Raw genomic sequence first — 14,962 nt, forward strand, 5'->3', positions numbered from 1 at the left:
ATGTGGCGGGGCTTCTTCGGTTCTGTCCGTCCGTGGTCCGGCGGTCCGTGACGGCTAAGCCGATGCGGCCGAGGCGTTCTCGGACGAATCCCGCGCATGGGGGAACGGCAGACCGAACCGTTCGCGCAGCGTCCGCGCCGGGTAGTCGCGATGGAACAGCCCGCGCTCCTGCAGGATCGGGACCACCAGCCTGGCGAAGTTCTCCAGGTCGACCGACGTGTCGGCGGGCATGATGGTGAACCCGTCGGCGGTACCCGCCTCGAACCACGACTGTAGATCGTCGGCGACCTGCTCGGCCGAGCCGATCACCAGACGGTGTCCCGATCCGCCCGCCCCGGACTGCACGAGTTCGCGTGGCGTGCGCGGTGATCGGGCGATCAGTGCACGTGTGGACACGCTGAAGCCGGTGGAGAACGCGGTACCGGGAATGGTGTCGGGGAGGTCGTCAGCCGAGATCGGGTCGTCGGGGCCGAACGAATCGGGCGGCAGACCGAGAGTGGTGAGCAGAGCCTCCCGCCTGCACGACGACAGGCCTGCCCTGCGGTCCGGGGGCGACGGGCAACGGGCCTGCCACCGAGAAGAACTCGCCCTCGTGGTCGGTGCCGCGGATCCGGGTGGGATCGCGTACTGTCCCGATTCCTATTCGGCGACAAGCCAATCCGGCTGTCAGCTGTCCCGCAGGCGGGTGGTGACCTCGAGGAACTCCCACGCCCGCCGGTACCGCGACTCCTTGTCGGGATGGGCGGGCAGCCCGAAGTTGGCTGCGGCCGCCGGGGTTCCGGTGGTCACGATGTTGACCGCCGCACGTCCCTTCGTCACATGATCGAGTGCCTGGAAGTGGCGGGCCAGGTTGTACGGCGAGTTGTAGGTGGTCGATGCGGCCACCACGGTGCCGAGGTTCTCGGTGATCGCGGCCAGATGCCCCAGCAGGACAGCCGGATCCAGACCGGTACCGGGACCCTCCTCGATCTCACCGCGCAGCGCCGGTCCGTCCCCGAGGAACACCGCGTCGATGGTCGCCTCCTCGGCGATCAGGGCGAGCCGCCGGAAATGGTCGATGTCTAGTGGTTCGTTTCTGAAATTGTTTGACGGTTGGCCTTTTTCAGGATTTCATCGGCGGTCTTCGTCCAGACGAATGGATGTTTCCGATTGTTCCAGCCGGTGATGAATTGCCGGATCTTGGCGTTGAGGTCGGTGACGCTGGTGAAGATGCCGCGGCGGATCGCTTGTCGGTCGATGATCGCGAACCACACCTCGATCAGGTTGAGCCAGGAACCCGAAGTCGGGGTGAAATGGGTGTGGAACCTCGGGTGCGCCTGTAGCCAGGCCCGTACTTCGGGGGTCTTGTGGGTGGCGTAGTTGTCCATGACCACGTGCAGCTCCTGGTCAGGGTAGGCGCGGTCGATCTGCCGGAGGAACGACAGGAACTCCTGGCGCCGGTGTTTCGGCTTGACTGCTGCGGTGACTTGTCCGGTCGCGATCTCCAACGCGGCGAACAACGTCGTCGTCCCGTGACGCTTGTAGTCATGGGTACGTCGTTCCACATCACCGGGCCGGACCGGCAGCATGGGGGCGGTCCGGTCCAACGCTTGGATCTGGCTTTTCTCGTCCACACACAGCACGATCGCATTGTCTGGTGGGGCCAGATACAGCCCGACTACGTCGGTGACCTTGGCTACCAACTCCGGGTCGGTGGAGAACTTGAATGTCTCGGCTCGCCAGGGTTGTACCCCGTAGGCCCGCCATGCCCGGGCCACCGTGGCGTTACCGATACCGAGGTGCTCGGCCAGCAACCGTGAGGACCAGTGGGTGACCCCGTACTTCTTCGGTGGTGGCTTCAGAGTTGTGGTGATGATCCGTTCGGGATCGACATGTCGGGGTCGCCCGGACCGAGGGGCATCGTCGAGACCGCATATGCCTTGCTGGATATAGCGTTTACGCCACTTCCATACCGTTGTCGTGGTCGTTCCGGTTGCGTCCGCGATCCGTGCGTTCGCGAGCCCGTCAGCGGCCAGCAACACGATCCGGGCACGCAACGCCAGGCCCGAAGAGATCGTCGTGGCACGCGTCCACGACAACAACACATCCCGATCACCATCCCGAAGGATCAATGCTGGGGCCGGAGAATTCGCCATGCGGTAATTCTCACAAATCCACAAGAATTTAGGAACTAACGACACGAACCACTAGGTAGGCGAGCGGATCGACGTGCGGCAGCCGCCACGCCTGCTGGAAGTGCCCCGGCGTCATCAGGGAGATGGTGAGGTGGAATCCGGTCATGGACGGCCTCTTTCGGACGGGGCCCACCCCAGCCGTGGCGCCAGGTCACGGGCGGTGGACTCGAGTAGACGGATGTGTTCGTCACGGTCGGGTACCCCGGGGACGAAGCTGACCAGCAGATCGGTGGCCAGCGCCACCGCCGGATCGGCCGCGAGCTCGTCGGCGAGTGTCGCGGCCGGACCCAACAGCGCGTGGTCGGCGGCGAGATACTCGGCTGGTGATCCCGTCGGGGCGTGCACACCGGAGTCGGGTGGAGCACCGGACGGGCGTCCCGATCGGCACCGCACTTCGGCAGCGGCGGTTCTGGTACCTGCTCATCGCGTTCGTGGGGCAGGCCGGATCGGTGGCGGCATTCCTGCTGCTGGTGATCTCGTACCTGTTGTCGGTGGGCCACTCCATGTGGATCGCCACCTCGATCCCGATCTCGATCGGCGCGATGCAGATCCTGTCGAGATTGGCTCTGGTCACCGTATTGCGAGGAGTCGCACTGGCCCCGGTCACCTGCGGGGCCTTCGCGATCCAGGGTGCGGGACTGCTGATGCTGCCGCTGGCCGGGTTGTCGATCCCGGCGACGCTGCTCTGCGTCTCGGCCGTCGGGATCGGGCAGGGGGTCGGTGTGATCGCGCGGCCGTCGATCGTCGCCGACAACTTCGGGGTCGCCCACTTCGCCAGTGTGCTGGCGGTCATCACCGTCCCGATGGCCGTCGCACGGGCGGCTTCGCCACTGATGGGTGCGTGGCTGGGGGACTGGCGCTTCCTGGTGATCTGCGGTGCCGGGGCGGTGGTGGCCTCGATCGCATTGATACCGCTGTCGAGAGCAGGGAACGGTGATTCGTAGTCAGGTGGGTCGACAGATCAGACCGCCGTCGTGAGCGAATGTCGTTGGTGGGTCACCGGTGTTTTGGCAGGTGTTCATCGGCAGGCGGCTCAGGCGCCGACCTGTTCACCACACCAGCACCGACACGACACACCGGGGTCGCCGGCGCGACGTTCCATCTCGTTTTCATCTGGGTATGACATCTGTGCAGGTGACCGCCCTTCCCCAACTGTCGCGCACGTTGGTGGACGCAGGCGCGTTGCGGATCGTGCTCACCGACGACCCGGCCGCCGTCGTCGCGGCCCAGCAGCTGCGCTACGAGGTCTTCGCCGCCGAACCCGGCTTCTCCGACTCCATCGGCGACGCCGGCACCCGACGCGACGCCGACCGGTTCGACGAGTTCTGTGAGCACCTGCTGGCCTGGCACGACGACCACGGTGTCATCGGCTGTGCCCGACTGCTCCCGCCGCCGCGGGCGATCGCGGCCGGCGGGTGGTACTCGGCCACCGAGTTCGACCTCTCCGAACTCGACGAGATCGGGGCGTCGACCGTGGAGATGGGCCGCGCATGTGTGCTCGACGGCCATCGCAGTGGCGCGGTCACCGCGCTGCTGTGGGCGGCACTGTTCCGGTACCTGGAGGAATCGGGATATCGCCACGTGATCGGGTCGGTGTCGGTACCGCTGGCAGGACCCGGGGTGCTCGCCCGCGGTGCCACCCTGCGTGGCGCGCGTGACCTCCTGCGCGATCGGCACGCCGCGCCGTGGCAGGTGTATCCGCACATCAGGGGCCGGGTGGACGGGGTCCTGCTCGACGACATCACCGGGCCCGCGAGTGTCTGTCTGCCGCCGTTGATGCGCGCCTACCTGCGGCTGTGTGCGCAGGTCTGCGGCGAACCGGCGGTCGACGAGGTCTTCGATGTGGGCGACTTCCTCACGGTGCTCGACCAGCGACGTGCCAATGCCCGCTACCTCGACCGGCTCCGCGACACCGTGGCGCGATTGGGCGGTGAGCGGGGATGAGCGTGGCCGCCGCCCACGAGGTGGGCGTCGTCGCGGTCGAGGCCACCGGGGTGGTCCGGCTCGCCGCCGTCGCCGACGTCGAGTGTGCTGTGGCACAGCCGGATTCGCGGCAGGTGCACGCGTGGTATCCGGCCAGCCCGTGTGGTGACGGGTGCCGCGCCGGTATCGGTGCGAGCGCGGCGGGTGCGATGCTGATGGCGGCGCGGACGGTGAAACTCGTGCTGGCGGTGATGACGATCGCCGTCGCCGGGGCGCTGGTCACCCCGCTCCCGCGGCTGGTGCGGCGCGCATTCCTGCGTGCCTCGGCCCTGACCATGTTGCGGGCCATCGGGATTCGGATCGTCATCGACGATCGTCGCCCGTTCGGGTCACGCACACGCGGACTGGTGGTGGCCAATCACATCTCGTATCTGGACATCCTGGCGATCGCGGTGGTCCAGCCGTCCCGGTTCGTCGCGAAGTCCGACGTCGCGTCGATGCCGCTGGTGTCGGTGCTCGCCCGTCGATTCGGGGTGATCACCATCGACCGGGGATCGTTGCGGAGTCTGCCCGGGGTGGTCGACGTCGCCACCGCGGGACTGGAGGCCGACGCCTCGGTGGCGGTGTTCCCGGAGGGCACCACCTGGTGTGGGGGTGCGCAGGGCCGATTCCATCCGGCGTTCTTCCAGTCCGCACTGGATGCGGGTGTGCCGATCCTGCCGGTGGGGATCGGGTTCACCGTCGACGGCTGCCACACCGCCGAACCGGGTTTCATCGGCGAGGACGGCCCGGCCGACACCCTTCGCCGGGTGTTGCGATCGCGCCGGGTGGTGGTGCATGTCTGCCTGCACGAACCGCAACTGCCGCACGGTGACCGCCGGGAACTCGCCGCACGGTGTGAGCTGCTGGTCCGGTCGGTCCACCGGGAGCGCGGTACGGCCACACCCACACACCATGGGTGACGATCGGACAACATATATGATGCACGGGCGGCCGTGACCCACGGAACACCGCCTAGTGATCGCCGGACCGAAAGGGCCCATCCATGTCCGACACCCCGAACTCCGTCACGAGGCGTCCCGAGAAGTTGACCGCAGACGCGGCCCGGGCTCGATTCGCCGAACTGCGGGAGGCCGGGGGACGGGTCGACGACGCCGATCTCGACGCGGTCTGGGCGGGATTGAGCACCCTGCGGCCGGAGGAGATGTACGGACGGTGGCGTGGCGGTGAGTTCACCACCGGCCACGCCGCCAACGGGATGCTGGCGACGATGGGCTGGTACGGCAAGACCTTCGTCGCCCGCGACGCGGTACAGCCGCTGGTCTGCCGCGACGCCGACGGCGAGCTGTACTCGAACACCGATTTCGGCAAGGGGGAGGCGAGCCTGTGGAACATCGAGTTCCGCGGCGAGGTCACCGCGTCCATGGTCTACGACGGCCGGCCGATCATCGATCACTTCAAACGAGTGGATGACACGACCGTCATGGGCATCATGAACGGCAAGGCGGGCGTCGTCGACGGCCGTCACCTGTACTTCTACCTCGATCGCGACTGAGCGAACCCCGGCGCCGGGCACCGGTACGCCGGTGCGCCAAGCCTGTGGCAAGGAGACTCCAAGCGGCACTTCGGAGGGTGGCCCCCGAACGTTTCACCCGACCGCTCGGAGGAGCCCCCATGGCCGACGCCCAGATCTCGCCACCAGGTGCGACAGCACCCGGTACCACCCGATCCCAGTGGGTCACCCTCGCGGTGGCCTGCGCGGCCACCGCGATGCTCATGCTCGACATCGCCGTGGTCAACACCGCTCTGCCATCCATCGCACGCGAGTTCACCGCCGACTTCAGTGCCATCAAATGGGTGATCGACGGATACACCCTCGCCCTGGCGACGGTGGTGTTGTCGGCGGGTGCGTGGGCCGATCGCGCCGGCCGTCGGTTCGCCTTCACGATCGGTGCGGTGGTCTTCACCGCGGCGTCGGCGATCTGCGCCGTGGCCGGGGACATGTTGCTGCTCAACGCGGCCCGCGTGGTCCAGGGGCTCGGCGCCGCAGTGCTGTTCGCCACCTCGCTGGCATTGCTCGCGCACGCCTTCCCCGGCCGCGCCGAACGCACCAGGGCGCTGGCCGCCTACGGTGCGACGATCGGTGCGTCCTTCGCCATCGGGCCGTTGCTCGGGGGTGTGCTGACCGAACTCATCGACTGGCGGGCGATCTTCGTGATCAACATCCCGGTGGGCATCGCCATGCTGGCCGGTACCCGTTGGGTCGTCGAATCTCGCAGTGCCGCACCGCGTCGCGGCGACTGGTCGGGTCAGGTGGCCTCGATGGTGGGCCTCGCCGCACTCACCTACGGACTGTTCTCGGCCAACGAACGCGGCTGGACCGACGCCGTCACGCTGACCGCCCTCATCGTCTCGGTGGTGGCGTTGATCGCCTTCCTGGTGGTGGAGAGCCTGGTGGCCGAACCGATGCTGCCGCTGTCGATGTTCGCCAACGCGGGTTTCGCCGGTGCGCAGGTGGCCACCTTCGCGATCTCGGCGTCGATGTTCGCGGTGTTCGTCTACGTCACCGTGTATCTGCAGGGTGTGGTGGGGATGTCGGCGATCGGTGCCGGTCTGGTCTATCTGCCCGGCACCGTACTGATGCTCGTCGCGGCCGGACTGACCGACAAGATCCTCGACCGGGTGCCGCCGTGGGTGCTGCTGGCCACCGGCCTGATGGCCGTCGCGGTGGGAATGGCGTGGATGACCGTCGGTGGCCGTGACAGCAGTGGCTGGGATCTGGTGGGCGGCTTCATGATCGCCTCGATCGGTGCCGGCGTGTTCAACCCGGTGATGAGCGGCGTGGTGCTGGCCGAGAGCGAACACGACGACGCCGGACTCGCCGCGGGCGTCAACGACGTGTTCCGTCAGTCGGGTATCGCGCTCGGCGTCGCCGCCCTCGGCGCGTTCTTCCCGGCGCAGTCGGTGCTGCACGGCGGCTCGCCGGACGAGTTCGTGTCCGGACTGCACACCGCACTGTGGGTGAGCTTCGGGATCGCCCTTGCCGGAGCCCTGGTCGTGGTGGCGACGATGCGCCGTGCCCGGGCGACCACCGACGACGAGGGATATCCCACCGACGGTCGCGCCGGTACCGCTGACGGCCCCGTCGACGACCCGGAGGTCGACCCCGATGGAGCCGCGGCGGTCGGCAGGTGAGTGGGTACGCCCTTCCGGCCCCGCGATCCCGGTCATCCCACAAGGAGTCGGCCCAGAAGGAGTCGGCCCAACACGAATCGGCCCAGCAGGAGCCGTTCTCGAATGCGATGGCGTTGCCGTCGCTGCGGGTTCCTCGTCACGGTGACGTCTCGGGCCTTACACTCTCAGAACAACAGGGTGGCCGGGCGAGTGGGGAATCGAGCGTGCGACAGTATCTGGTTCTCGGCCCTCTCGAGGTGCGTCGCGAGAACGAGCCGATCGATCTGGGGTCGCCCAAGCAGCGTTCGGTGCTCGCCGCGTTGTTGCTGGCCCGTGGTGCGGTGGTCCCGGTCCATCGGCTGATCGACACCGTGTGGGGTGCGGACCCGCCTGCCGCGGCAACCACCAGCCTGCAGGCCTATGTCTCCAATCTGCGTCGCGCCCTGCGCGGTGACACCGGTGACGCCTCCCCGATCCAGCGGGTGGCCTCGGGCTATCGTCTCGAACTCGGCGACGACCGCCTGGACGTCGCCGAGTTCGCGGCACTCGCCCGCAGCGCCCGTATCGCCCGCGACGAGGCGCAGTGGACCCGGGCGCTCGCCGATGCCGAGACCGCCCTCGGGCTGTGGCGGGGCGAACTGCTGGCCGGCGAGCTCGACGGCATCGACTGGGTGGTGGCCGAGGCGGCCGCACTCGTCGAGGGACGGCTGGCCGTCCAGGAGGTGCACATCACCGCGTTGCTCGCCGACGGCGACACCGGTGGCGCGCTCGCCGACATCGTGGCGCTGCGTGCGCGGGATCCGTTGCGCGACCGGGCGGTCTGGCTGCACATGGTGGCCCTGTACCGGGCCGGTCGGGCCACCGAGGCGCTCGATGTCTACACCGAGCACTCCCGCATCCTCGACGAGGAGCTCGGTCTGGAACCCGGTGTGGAACTGGTGGAGTTGCAGGGGGCGATCCTGCGCCACGATCCGGTGATCGCGGCCTGGCCGCGCCCGCCGCACTGGTCGGGTGCGGTGGAGGTGACCGCACCCCATTCGATCGTCGTCGACGCCGAGCCGGTCGAGGCGCCGATGGCCGCCGATCCGTCGTCGGATTCGCTGCCGCTCGTCGGCCGGGAGAGCCAGATCGACCGTGTCCGTGCACTTCTCGCCTCGACCGGCGAATCCGCCCGGTGGCTGCTGATCAGCGGCCCGGCCGGGATCGGCAAGACCCGCCTCGCCGAGGAGGTCGCCACGATCGCGGTGGGCGTCGGCGGGCGGGTGGTCTGGGTGCGCTGCCCCGACGCCGAGGGCATCCCGGCCTGGTGGCCGCTGCGGCAGCTGTGCCGGGCGCTCGAGGCCGAGCCGGAGGCCGTGCTGTCGGTGCCGCCCGGTGTCGACGCCGACACCGCACGGTTCGCGGTCTACGAGCGCGTCCAGAACCTGCTGGAGACGACGTTGGGGAGCGGGCCGCTGACCGTGGTCGTCGACGACGCGCAGTGGGCCGATTCGATGACCCTGGGGTTGCTGACCTACCTGAGCACCGTGATGCGTGCGTCCGGGCTGAGTGTGGTGGTGACCGTCCGCGACGGTGAGGGCGGCTCCGACGTCGACCGGCTGCGCTCGGCGTTGTCCCGGGCCGCGGGCGCGCATCTGGCCCTGCCGCATCTGGTCCGCGACGAGGTGGTGGCCCTGGTGCGCGCCGTCGCCGGGGACGAAATGACCCCCGAGGACGCCGACACCCTGACCCGCCGGACCGGCGGAATCCCGCTGTTCGTCGCCGAGTTCGCCCGGCTGCCGGCCGAGGAGCGGCGTCGGGAGATGGTGCCGGCGGCGGTCCGGTCGGTTCTCGACCGACGCCTCACCTCGCTGGATCCGGCGGTCCTGGAGGTGATCACCCATGCGGCGGTGATCGGTGACGAGGTGGACATCACCCTGCTCGCCGAGGTGATGGAGCGCGGCATCGCCGAGATCGCCGACTGCCTCGACGACGCCATCGACGAACGCATCCTGGTCTCCACCGATCGGGGTGGCACAACACGTTTCGCGCACGCACTGCTGCGTGAGGAGGCGCTCGCCGCGATCCGCCCGTTGCGCCGGTGCCGGATGCATCTGCGGGTGGCCGATGTGGTCGGGACCCGGCCGGGCCCGGGATGGGCGATGCGGCGTGCGCTCCATCTGCTGGAGGCGTCACCGGTGGCCGACGCCCGCGACGTGGTCGACGCGTGTCGCATCGTCGCCGAGGACGCCACCGCCCGATGGGATTCGGAGAATGCCGCGCACTGGCTGGGCATGGCATTGCGCACCCACGAGTCGGCCGGGCTCAGCGATCACGACACCACCGACCGTGACGACCTGCTGATCGCGATGCTCGCCGCGCAGGCCCGCGCCGGTCTGGTGCAGATGGTGCTCAAGGAGGTGGAGACCCGGCTCCACGAGGCCATCCGATCCGGTGCGCCGACCACTGCCGGTCGGCTCGCGGGCAGCCTGATCCGATCCACCGGGGCCTGGCCGTGGATCGGTCCGGGAATCGAGAACCCCACGCTGCACGCAGCGCTGGATGCGGCCGCCGATCATCTCGGTGACCAGATCGAGTCCGGCGATGCCAAACCCGGTGTGGTCGCCGGGCTGGCGCGGGTGCTGGCCGCGTCGGCGATCGGGCATTGCTACAACCGGGACGGCGCGGTGCCCGCGGGCCTGCTCGCGCGGGCCGAGGTCCTGGCCGCCGACACCGCCGACGACCAGGTCGTCGCCGATGTGATGCTCGCCCGGATCATCACCTACTCCGGTGTCGCCGATCACGCGCGCGACTGTCTTGCGCTGGCGCAACAGGTCCGGCAGCTGCGTCCCCGCGACGACGTCGACGACGTGATTCTGGACGCGGTGGCGACCATGGCCACCATGACCCTCGGGGATGTGTCGAGAACCGAACAGCTCGTCCGACGCGGTATCGCGGGAAGCGAACGTCTGCGTCTGCCGGTGCTGCGTGCCCAGCTGCGGTGGATGGAGGCGGCGATCGCGGTGTGGCGCGGCCGATTCGACCTCGCCGAGGAACACTTCCGGACCGCGGTCGCGGTGCACGAGCAGACCGAACTCTATGTGGCGGGCAGCGGTGCGATCGCGATGATGGCGCTGGCCGCCGAACGGGGGCGCCTCGACGAGTCGCTGATGGGGCAGGACATCGACCCGTTGGAGTGGGCCCGCTCGGTACCCCAGGAGTACGGCGCCGACCAGGTGGTGATCCTGCTCGCCGCAGGTGTGGCCCGGATCGCCGCGGCGGCCGGTGACGACCACCTCGCCCGGTCGATGATCACCATCTGGAGTGACGACGGTCGCGCGATGATCTGGACCTCGCTGGGCCAGGCGGTGATGCTGGCGCACGCCGTCGCTGATCTCGAGATGCCCGAGTACGCACAGGAATTCATCGACTACCTGATGCCCTACCGGTCCTACATCGCGACGGTGGGGCATGTCGGGAACGTCGGTCCGGTGGCGTTGGCGATCGCCGAACTGTGCCTGCTGACCGATCAGTTCGACCTCTGCGACGAACTCCTCACCCAGGCGCGCAACATCGCCGAGGTGGGGGAGGGTGAGCCCGCGTTGCTGCGCGTCCGTCTGATCGCCGCCCGCAGGCAGCCGTCGTCACCGTCACGCGACGCCGATCTGGTCCACATCGCCACCCGGGCCGGCGAGATCGGACTCGACCAGGTCGCCAGGAGTGCGCGCACCCTGCTCGACGACGCCTGACCTGCGCCGACAGTCCTCCAAGTGGCTTCCAAGACCGACACAAGCCACCTCGCCCAGTCTGATGGCACGCCCCGGTCGGCGGGCCGTGCCATCACATTCGCGGTCACGGTGCCACCGGTGCACGACATGCGGCACAGACCCAGAGGAGAACCCATGACCACCAGTAGAGCCATCGACCGCGCCGACATCGACGCCCTGCGCCGTGCGGTCCGCGGTGCGGTGCACCGTCCGTCCGACCCGGGCTATGCGGTGGAAGGGTTCAACGTCGCCGCCACCTGGAAACCGTGGGCGGTGGTCGACGTCGCCGGTGCCGACGATGTCGCCGCGGTGGTGAACTTCGCCGCCGCCAACGGGATGACGGTGGCGCCGTTCGCCACCGGACACGGCGGAATCCCGATCGGATCGAACTCGATCCTGGTGCGCACCAACGGCCTCGACGTGTGCGAGGTCGACCCGGCCACCCGCACCGCGCGGCTGGGGGCCGGGGTGCGCTGGCAGACGGTGATCGATGCTGCTGCGCCACACGGGCTGGCCCCGTTGTGCGGGTCGTCGCCGGCGGTCAGTGTGGGTGGCTTCCTCAGCGGAGGCGGGATCGGCCCGCTGGTCCGAACTGTCGGCGCATCCTGTGATCACGTCCGGTCGATCACCGCCGTCACCGGCACCGGTGTGGTCAAACAGGCCACCGCCGAGGTCAACCCGGAACTGTTCTGGGGTCTGCGCGGCGGCAAGGGAACGCTCGGGATCATCACCGAGGTGGTGATCGATCTGCTCCCGATCTCGGAGATCTACGGTGGGGCAATCTATTTCGACGGTGCTGATGCCCAGCGTGTGCTGCGTGTGTGGCGTGACTGGACCGAGGGACTGCCGCGGGAGGCCAACACCTCGCTGGCGGTCCTCAACCTGCCGGACATGCCGGGGGTGCCCCCGATGCTCGCCGGCCGGCAGACCGTCGCGGTGCGCTTCGCCGGAGTCGGCGACTTCGGCGCCGCCGCCGATCTCGTCGCCCCGATCCGGGCGGTGGCCACCCCGATCCTCGACACCGTCGGGCCGATGCCGTACGCGGCGATCGCGGCCATCCACGCCGACCCGGTGGACCCGATGCCCGCGCACGAGACCAGTACGCTGCTGCGCGCGCTGCCCGACGACGCCCTCGCGGCGCTGCTCGAGGTGGTGGGCCCCGGCGCGCCGCCGTTCCTGACGATCACCGAGCTGCGGCTGCTCGGCGGTGCGTTCGCCGAGGAGCCGCCGGTCCGCAGTGCGCTGTGCCACCGCCATGCGGCGTTCACCTTCCACACCGTCGGCGTGCTGGCCCCGCCGATCGCCGAACACGTGGTGGATGCCGGCGCCCGCGCATCCCAGGCGATCGCCCCCTGGTCGCTCGGCACCACGCTGCCGAACTTCATCGCCCACCACGAGCTGGTCGACATCCGGACCAGCTACGACGACGACACCTATGCCTGGCTGTCGGCGCTGGGAGCGCAGCTCGATCCGCACGGTGCGCTCGACGTCGGCCACGTGGTCCGGTAGGCATCGGGCCGGCCCGTGCGGCGAACATCACCATGGACGTCCGACGGTGCGGGAATTGGACGGGACCGGTAGCGCGTTTATCCTTGTCAACGTCATGTCCATGCCCGCACGTATCCCCGTCTACCTCGACAACGCCGCATCGACCGCCCTGCGGCCCGAAGCACTCGAGGCGATGACCGCCGTCTGGACCCAGCCCGGCAACGCGTCGTCGTTGCACGGATCCGGACGCCGGTCGCGCCGGCTGCTGGAAGAGGCCCGGGAGGCATTCGCGGCCACCGTCGGTTCCCGGCCCTCCGAGGTGATCTTCACCGGAGGCGGCACCGAAGCCGACAACCTCGCGGTCAAGGGCATCTACTGGTCCCGCCGCCAGGCCGATGACCGGCGCCGACGCGTCGTGATCACCGGTGTCGAGCACCACGCGGTACTCGACCCCGCACAGTGGCTGGAAGGCCAGGGTGCCGAGGTCGTCGTCCTCGACGTCGACGACGAGGGACTGGTCTCGCCGGCCGCCTTGCGCGCCGAGCTCACCGCCCACGCCGACGAGACCGCGCTGGTGTCGGTGATGTGGGCGAACAACGAGGTCGGCACCATCGAGCCGATCGCCGAGCTGGCCGCCATCGCCGCCGAGTTCGGGGTGCCGATGCACTCCGATGCGATCCAGGCCGTCGGACACGTGCCGGTGGACTTCGCGGGGAGCGGACTGTCGGCGATGAGTGTCGCCGCCCACAAGTTCGGCGGACCCACCGGCGTCGGGGCGTTGATCCTCGGCCGCGAGGTGGGCTGTGTGCCGGTGCTGCACGGTGGTGGGCACGAGCGCGACGTGCGGTCGGGGACCCCCGATGTGGCCGCCGCGGTCGGCATGGCCACCGCCGCGACCCTGGCGGTCGCCGAACTACCGGACACGATGGTGTCGGTGGCACGGCTGCGGGACCGGCTCTTCGACATCCTCCTCGACATCCCCGGCACCCGGGTCAACGGTCCGCGCGACGCGCGCCGGCTGCCCGGCAACGTGCACGTCAGTTTCGAGGGCTGCGAGGGCGATTCGCTACTGATGTTGCTCGATGCCAACGGCGTGGAGTGTTCCACCGGGTCGGCCTGCACCGCGGGTGTCGCCCAGGCCAGTCACGTGCTGATCGCGATGGGCCTCGACATGGCCACCGCGCGGGGTTCGCTGCGGTTCACCCTGTCGCCGAGCACCACCGACGCCGACATCGACACCGTCGCCGACGTGATCGGCGAGGTGGTCGAACGGGCGCGGACGGCCGGTCTGGTCTCCTCGGGAAGGGCACGCTGATGCGGGTACTGGCCGCGATGAGCGGTGGCGTCGACTCGGCGGTGGCGGCTGCCCGCGCCGTCGATGCCGGTCATGAGGTGGTGGGCGTGCACCTGGCGCTGTCGACGGCGCCGGGGGCGCTACGCACCGGGTCGCGCGGCTGCTGCTCGCGTGAGGACGCCGGCGATGCCCGACGCGCCGCGGACGTGCTCGGGATCCCGTTCTACGTCTGGGATTTCGCCGATCGGTTCAAGGACGATGTGATCGACGAATTCGTTGAGGCCTATGCCGCCGGGCAGACTCCCAATCCGTGCCTGACCTGCAACGAGAAGATCAAGTTCGCCGCGCTCGCCGACCGGGCCGTGGCCCTCGGCTTCGATGCGCTGGCCACCGGTCACTATGCCCGGCTCGTCGACGGTGAGTTGCGTCGCGCCGTCGACCACGACAAGGACCAGTCGTATGTGCTGGCCGTACTCACCCGTGAGCAGCTGGACCGGGCGATGTTCCCGGTCGGCGACACCCCGAAGCCGGAGATCCGCGCGGAGGCGGCGCGGCGCGGGTTGTCGGTGGCCGACAAACCCGACTCGCACGACATCTGCTTCATCCCGTCCGGTGACACCCGGGCGTTCCTCGGTGCGCGGATCGGTATCCGGCCCGGAGCGGTGGTCGACGCCGACACCGGCGAGACTCTCGCCGAGCACGAGGGCGTGCACGGGTTCACCATCGGCCAGCGCAAGGGACTGGGCATCGACGCGCCGGCCGCCGACGGCCGTCCCCGCTACGTGACCGACATCGATCCGGCCACCGGTACCGTCGCGGTGGGTTCCAGTGAACATCTGCAGGTGTGGTCGATCAGCGCGTCGAAGGCCGTGTGGACCTCCGGCCAGACCCCGGACGGACCGGTCGATTGTGTGGTCCAGGTGCGCGCCCACGGCGGTCTGGCACCGGCGGTCGCCACCCCGGTGGACACCGCCGACGGCCCCGGCTTCGAGATCAGCCTGGGGGAGCCGCTGACCGGCGTCGCCCGCGGACAGGCCGCGGTGCTGTACCTGCCCGACGCCGATCGCGGTGACCTGGTGTTCGGTTCCGGCCGGATCACGGCCACCTCGTCGGTGCGACCGGTGTCGCTGTCGGCGGCCGAGTAGTCGGACGGCGAGCGACTT

General features: G+C 69.4%; 13 protein-coding genes. 9 read left to right on the forward strand and 4 right to left on the reverse strand.

Translation table 11 applies throughout. The features are described 5' to 3' along the window. Nucleotides 1-54: 54 nt before the first annotated feature. From Q9K23_RS21645 to Q9K23_RS21660, 4 genes are all read right to left on the reverse strand, one after another. Nucleotides 55-396: a nitrilotriacetate monooxygenase component A gene (locus Q9K23_RS21645; protein ID WP_020792356.1), complete on the reverse strand. Its 342-nt coding sequence runs from the start codon at nucleotides 394-396 to the stop codon at nucleotides 55-57. 270 nt (nucleotides 397-666) lie between these two features. After that, complete coding sequence (locus Q9K23_RS21650) at nucleotides 667-1,005, reverse strand: LLM class flavin-dependent oxidoreductase (protein ID WP_020792357.1); 339 nt, start codon at nucleotides 1,003-1,005, stop codon at nucleotides 667-669. A gap of 56 nt (nucleotides 1,006-1,061) precedes the next feature. Continuing rightward, the gene (locus tag Q9K23_RS21655) at nucleotides 1,062-2,135 is read right to left on the reverse strand and encodes an IS630 family transposase (RefSeq protein WP_305950274.1); all 1,074 of its coding nucleotides are present in this window, start codon (nucleotides 2,133-2,135) and stop codon (nucleotides 1,062-1,064) included. Between the two features lie 141 nt (nucleotides 2,136-2,276). Continuing rightward, entirely contained in the window at nucleotides 2,277-2,519 is a 243-nt protein-coding gene (locus Q9K23_RS21660; protein ID WP_261977616.1) for a hypothetical protein, read from the reverse strand. Between the two features lie 11 nt (nucleotides 2,520-2,530). Between Q9K23_RS21660 and Q9K23_RS21665 the strand changes: the two genes are divergently transcribed. From Q9K23_RS21665 to mnmA, 9 genes are all read left to right on the forward strand, one after another. Further along, a complete protein-coding gene (locus Q9K23_RS21665) occupies nucleotides 2,531-3,118 on the forward strand; it encodes a putative membrane protein (RefSeq protein WP_020794203.1) in 588 nt (195 codons plus the stop codon). Nucleotides 3,119-3,293: 175 nt separating this feature from the next. Further along, nucleotides 3,294-4,118: a GNAT family N-acyltransferase gene (locus tag Q9K23_RS21670; protein WP_082365652.1), complete on the forward strand. Its 825-nt coding sequence runs from the start codon at nucleotides 3,294-3,296 to the stop codon at nucleotides 4,116-4,118. Beyond that, nucleotides 4,115-5,059 carry a lysophospholipid acyltransferase family protein gene (locus Q9K23_RS21675; protein WP_082365651.1) on the forward strand — a complete coding sequence of 315 codons (945 nt, stop codon included), beginning with the start codon at nucleotides 4,115-4,117 and terminating at the stop codon, nucleotides 5,057-5,059. Before Q9K23_RS21670 ends, Q9K23_RS21675 begins: the two co-directional genes overlap by 4 nt. 83 nt (nucleotides 5,060-5,142) lie before the next feature. After that, the gene (locus Q9K23_RS21680) at nucleotides 5,143-5,652 is read left to right on the forward strand and encodes a DUF4334 domain-containing protein (protein ID WP_053776051.1); all 510 of its coding nucleotides are present in this window, start codon (nucleotides 5,143-5,145) and stop codon (nucleotides 5,650-5,652) included. Between the two features lie 119 nt (nucleotides 5,653-5,771). After that, nucleotides 5,772-7,292: an MFS transporter gene (locus Q9K23_RS21685; RefSeq protein ID WP_082365650.1), complete on the forward strand. Its 1,521-nt coding sequence runs from the start codon at nucleotides 5,772-5,774 to the stop codon at nucleotides 7,290-7,292. Between the two features lie 203 nt (nucleotides 7,293-7,495). Then, complete coding sequence (locus Q9K23_RS21690; RefSeq protein WP_305950275.1) at nucleotides 7,496-10,999, forward strand: BTAD domain-containing putative transcriptional regulator; 3,504 nt, start codon at nucleotides 7,496-7,498, stop codon at nucleotides 10,997-10,999. A gap of 153 nt (nucleotides 11,000-11,152) precedes the next feature. After that, on the forward strand, nucleotides 11,153-12,526 hold the full coding sequence (locus Q9K23_RS21695) for an FAD-binding protein (protein WP_053776050.1): 1,374 nt from the start codon (nucleotides 11,153-11,155) through the stop codon (nucleotides 12,524-12,526). Between the two features lie 100 nt (nucleotides 12,527-12,626). After that, the gene (locus Q9K23_RS21700; RefSeq protein WP_187343497.1) at nucleotides 12,627-13,820 is read left to right on the forward strand and encodes a cysteine desulfurase family protein; all 1,194 of its coding nucleotides are present in this window, start codon (nucleotides 12,627-12,629) and stop codon (nucleotides 13,818-13,820) included. Next, complete coding sequence (mnmA, locus tag Q9K23_RS21705; RefSeq protein WP_053776048.1) at nucleotides 13,820-14,944, forward strand: tRNA 2-thiouridine(34) synthase MnmA; 1,125 nt, start codon at nucleotides 13,820-13,822, stop codon at nucleotides 14,942-14,944. Before Q9K23_RS21700 ends, mnmA begins: the two co-directional genes overlap by 1 nt. Nucleotides 14,945-14,962 lie beyond the last annotated feature (18 nt).

The sequence above is a fragment of the Gordonia sp. NB41Y genome, from assembly GCF_030718915.1.
Taxonomy (GTDB): domain Bacteria; phylum Actinomycetota; class Actinomycetes; order Mycobacteriales; family Mycobacteriaceae; genus Gordonia; species Gordonia desulfuricans.

Bases quoted from the DNA above. Each gene is read 5' to 3' on its own strand.
- Q9K23_RS21670 (WP_082365652.1), top strand. From the start codon at position 3,294: ATGACATCTGTGCAGGTGACCGCCCTTCCCCAACTGTCGCGCACGTTG.
- Q9K23_RS21700 (WP_187343497.1), top strand. From the start codon at position 12,627: ATGCCCGCACGTATCCCCGTCTACCTCGACAACGCCGCATCGACCGCC.
- Q9K23_RS21685 (WP_082365650.1), top strand. From the start codon at position 5,772: ATGGCCGACGCCCAGATCTCGCCACCAGGTGCGACAGCACCCGGTACC.
- mnmA (WP_053776048.1), top strand. From the start codon at position 13,820: ATGCGGGTACTGGCCGCGATGAGCGGTGGCGTCGACTCGGCGGTGGCG.
- Q9K23_RS21695 (WP_053776050.1), top strand. From the start codon at position 11,153: ATGACCACCAGTAGAGCCATCGACCGCGCCGACATCGACGCCCTGCGC.
- Q9K23_RS21680 (WP_053776051.1), top strand. From the start codon at position 5,143: ATGTCCGACACCCCGAACTCCGTCACGAGGCGTCCCGAGAAGTTGACC.
- Q9K23_RS21655 (WP_305950274.1), bottom strand. From the start codon at position 2,135: ATGGCGAATTCTCCGGCCCCAGCATTGATCCTTCGGGATGGTGATCGG.
- Q9K23_RS21675 (WP_082365651.1), top strand. From the start codon at position 4,115: ATGAGCGTGGCCGCCGCCCACGAGGTGGGCGTCGTCGCGGTCGAGGCC.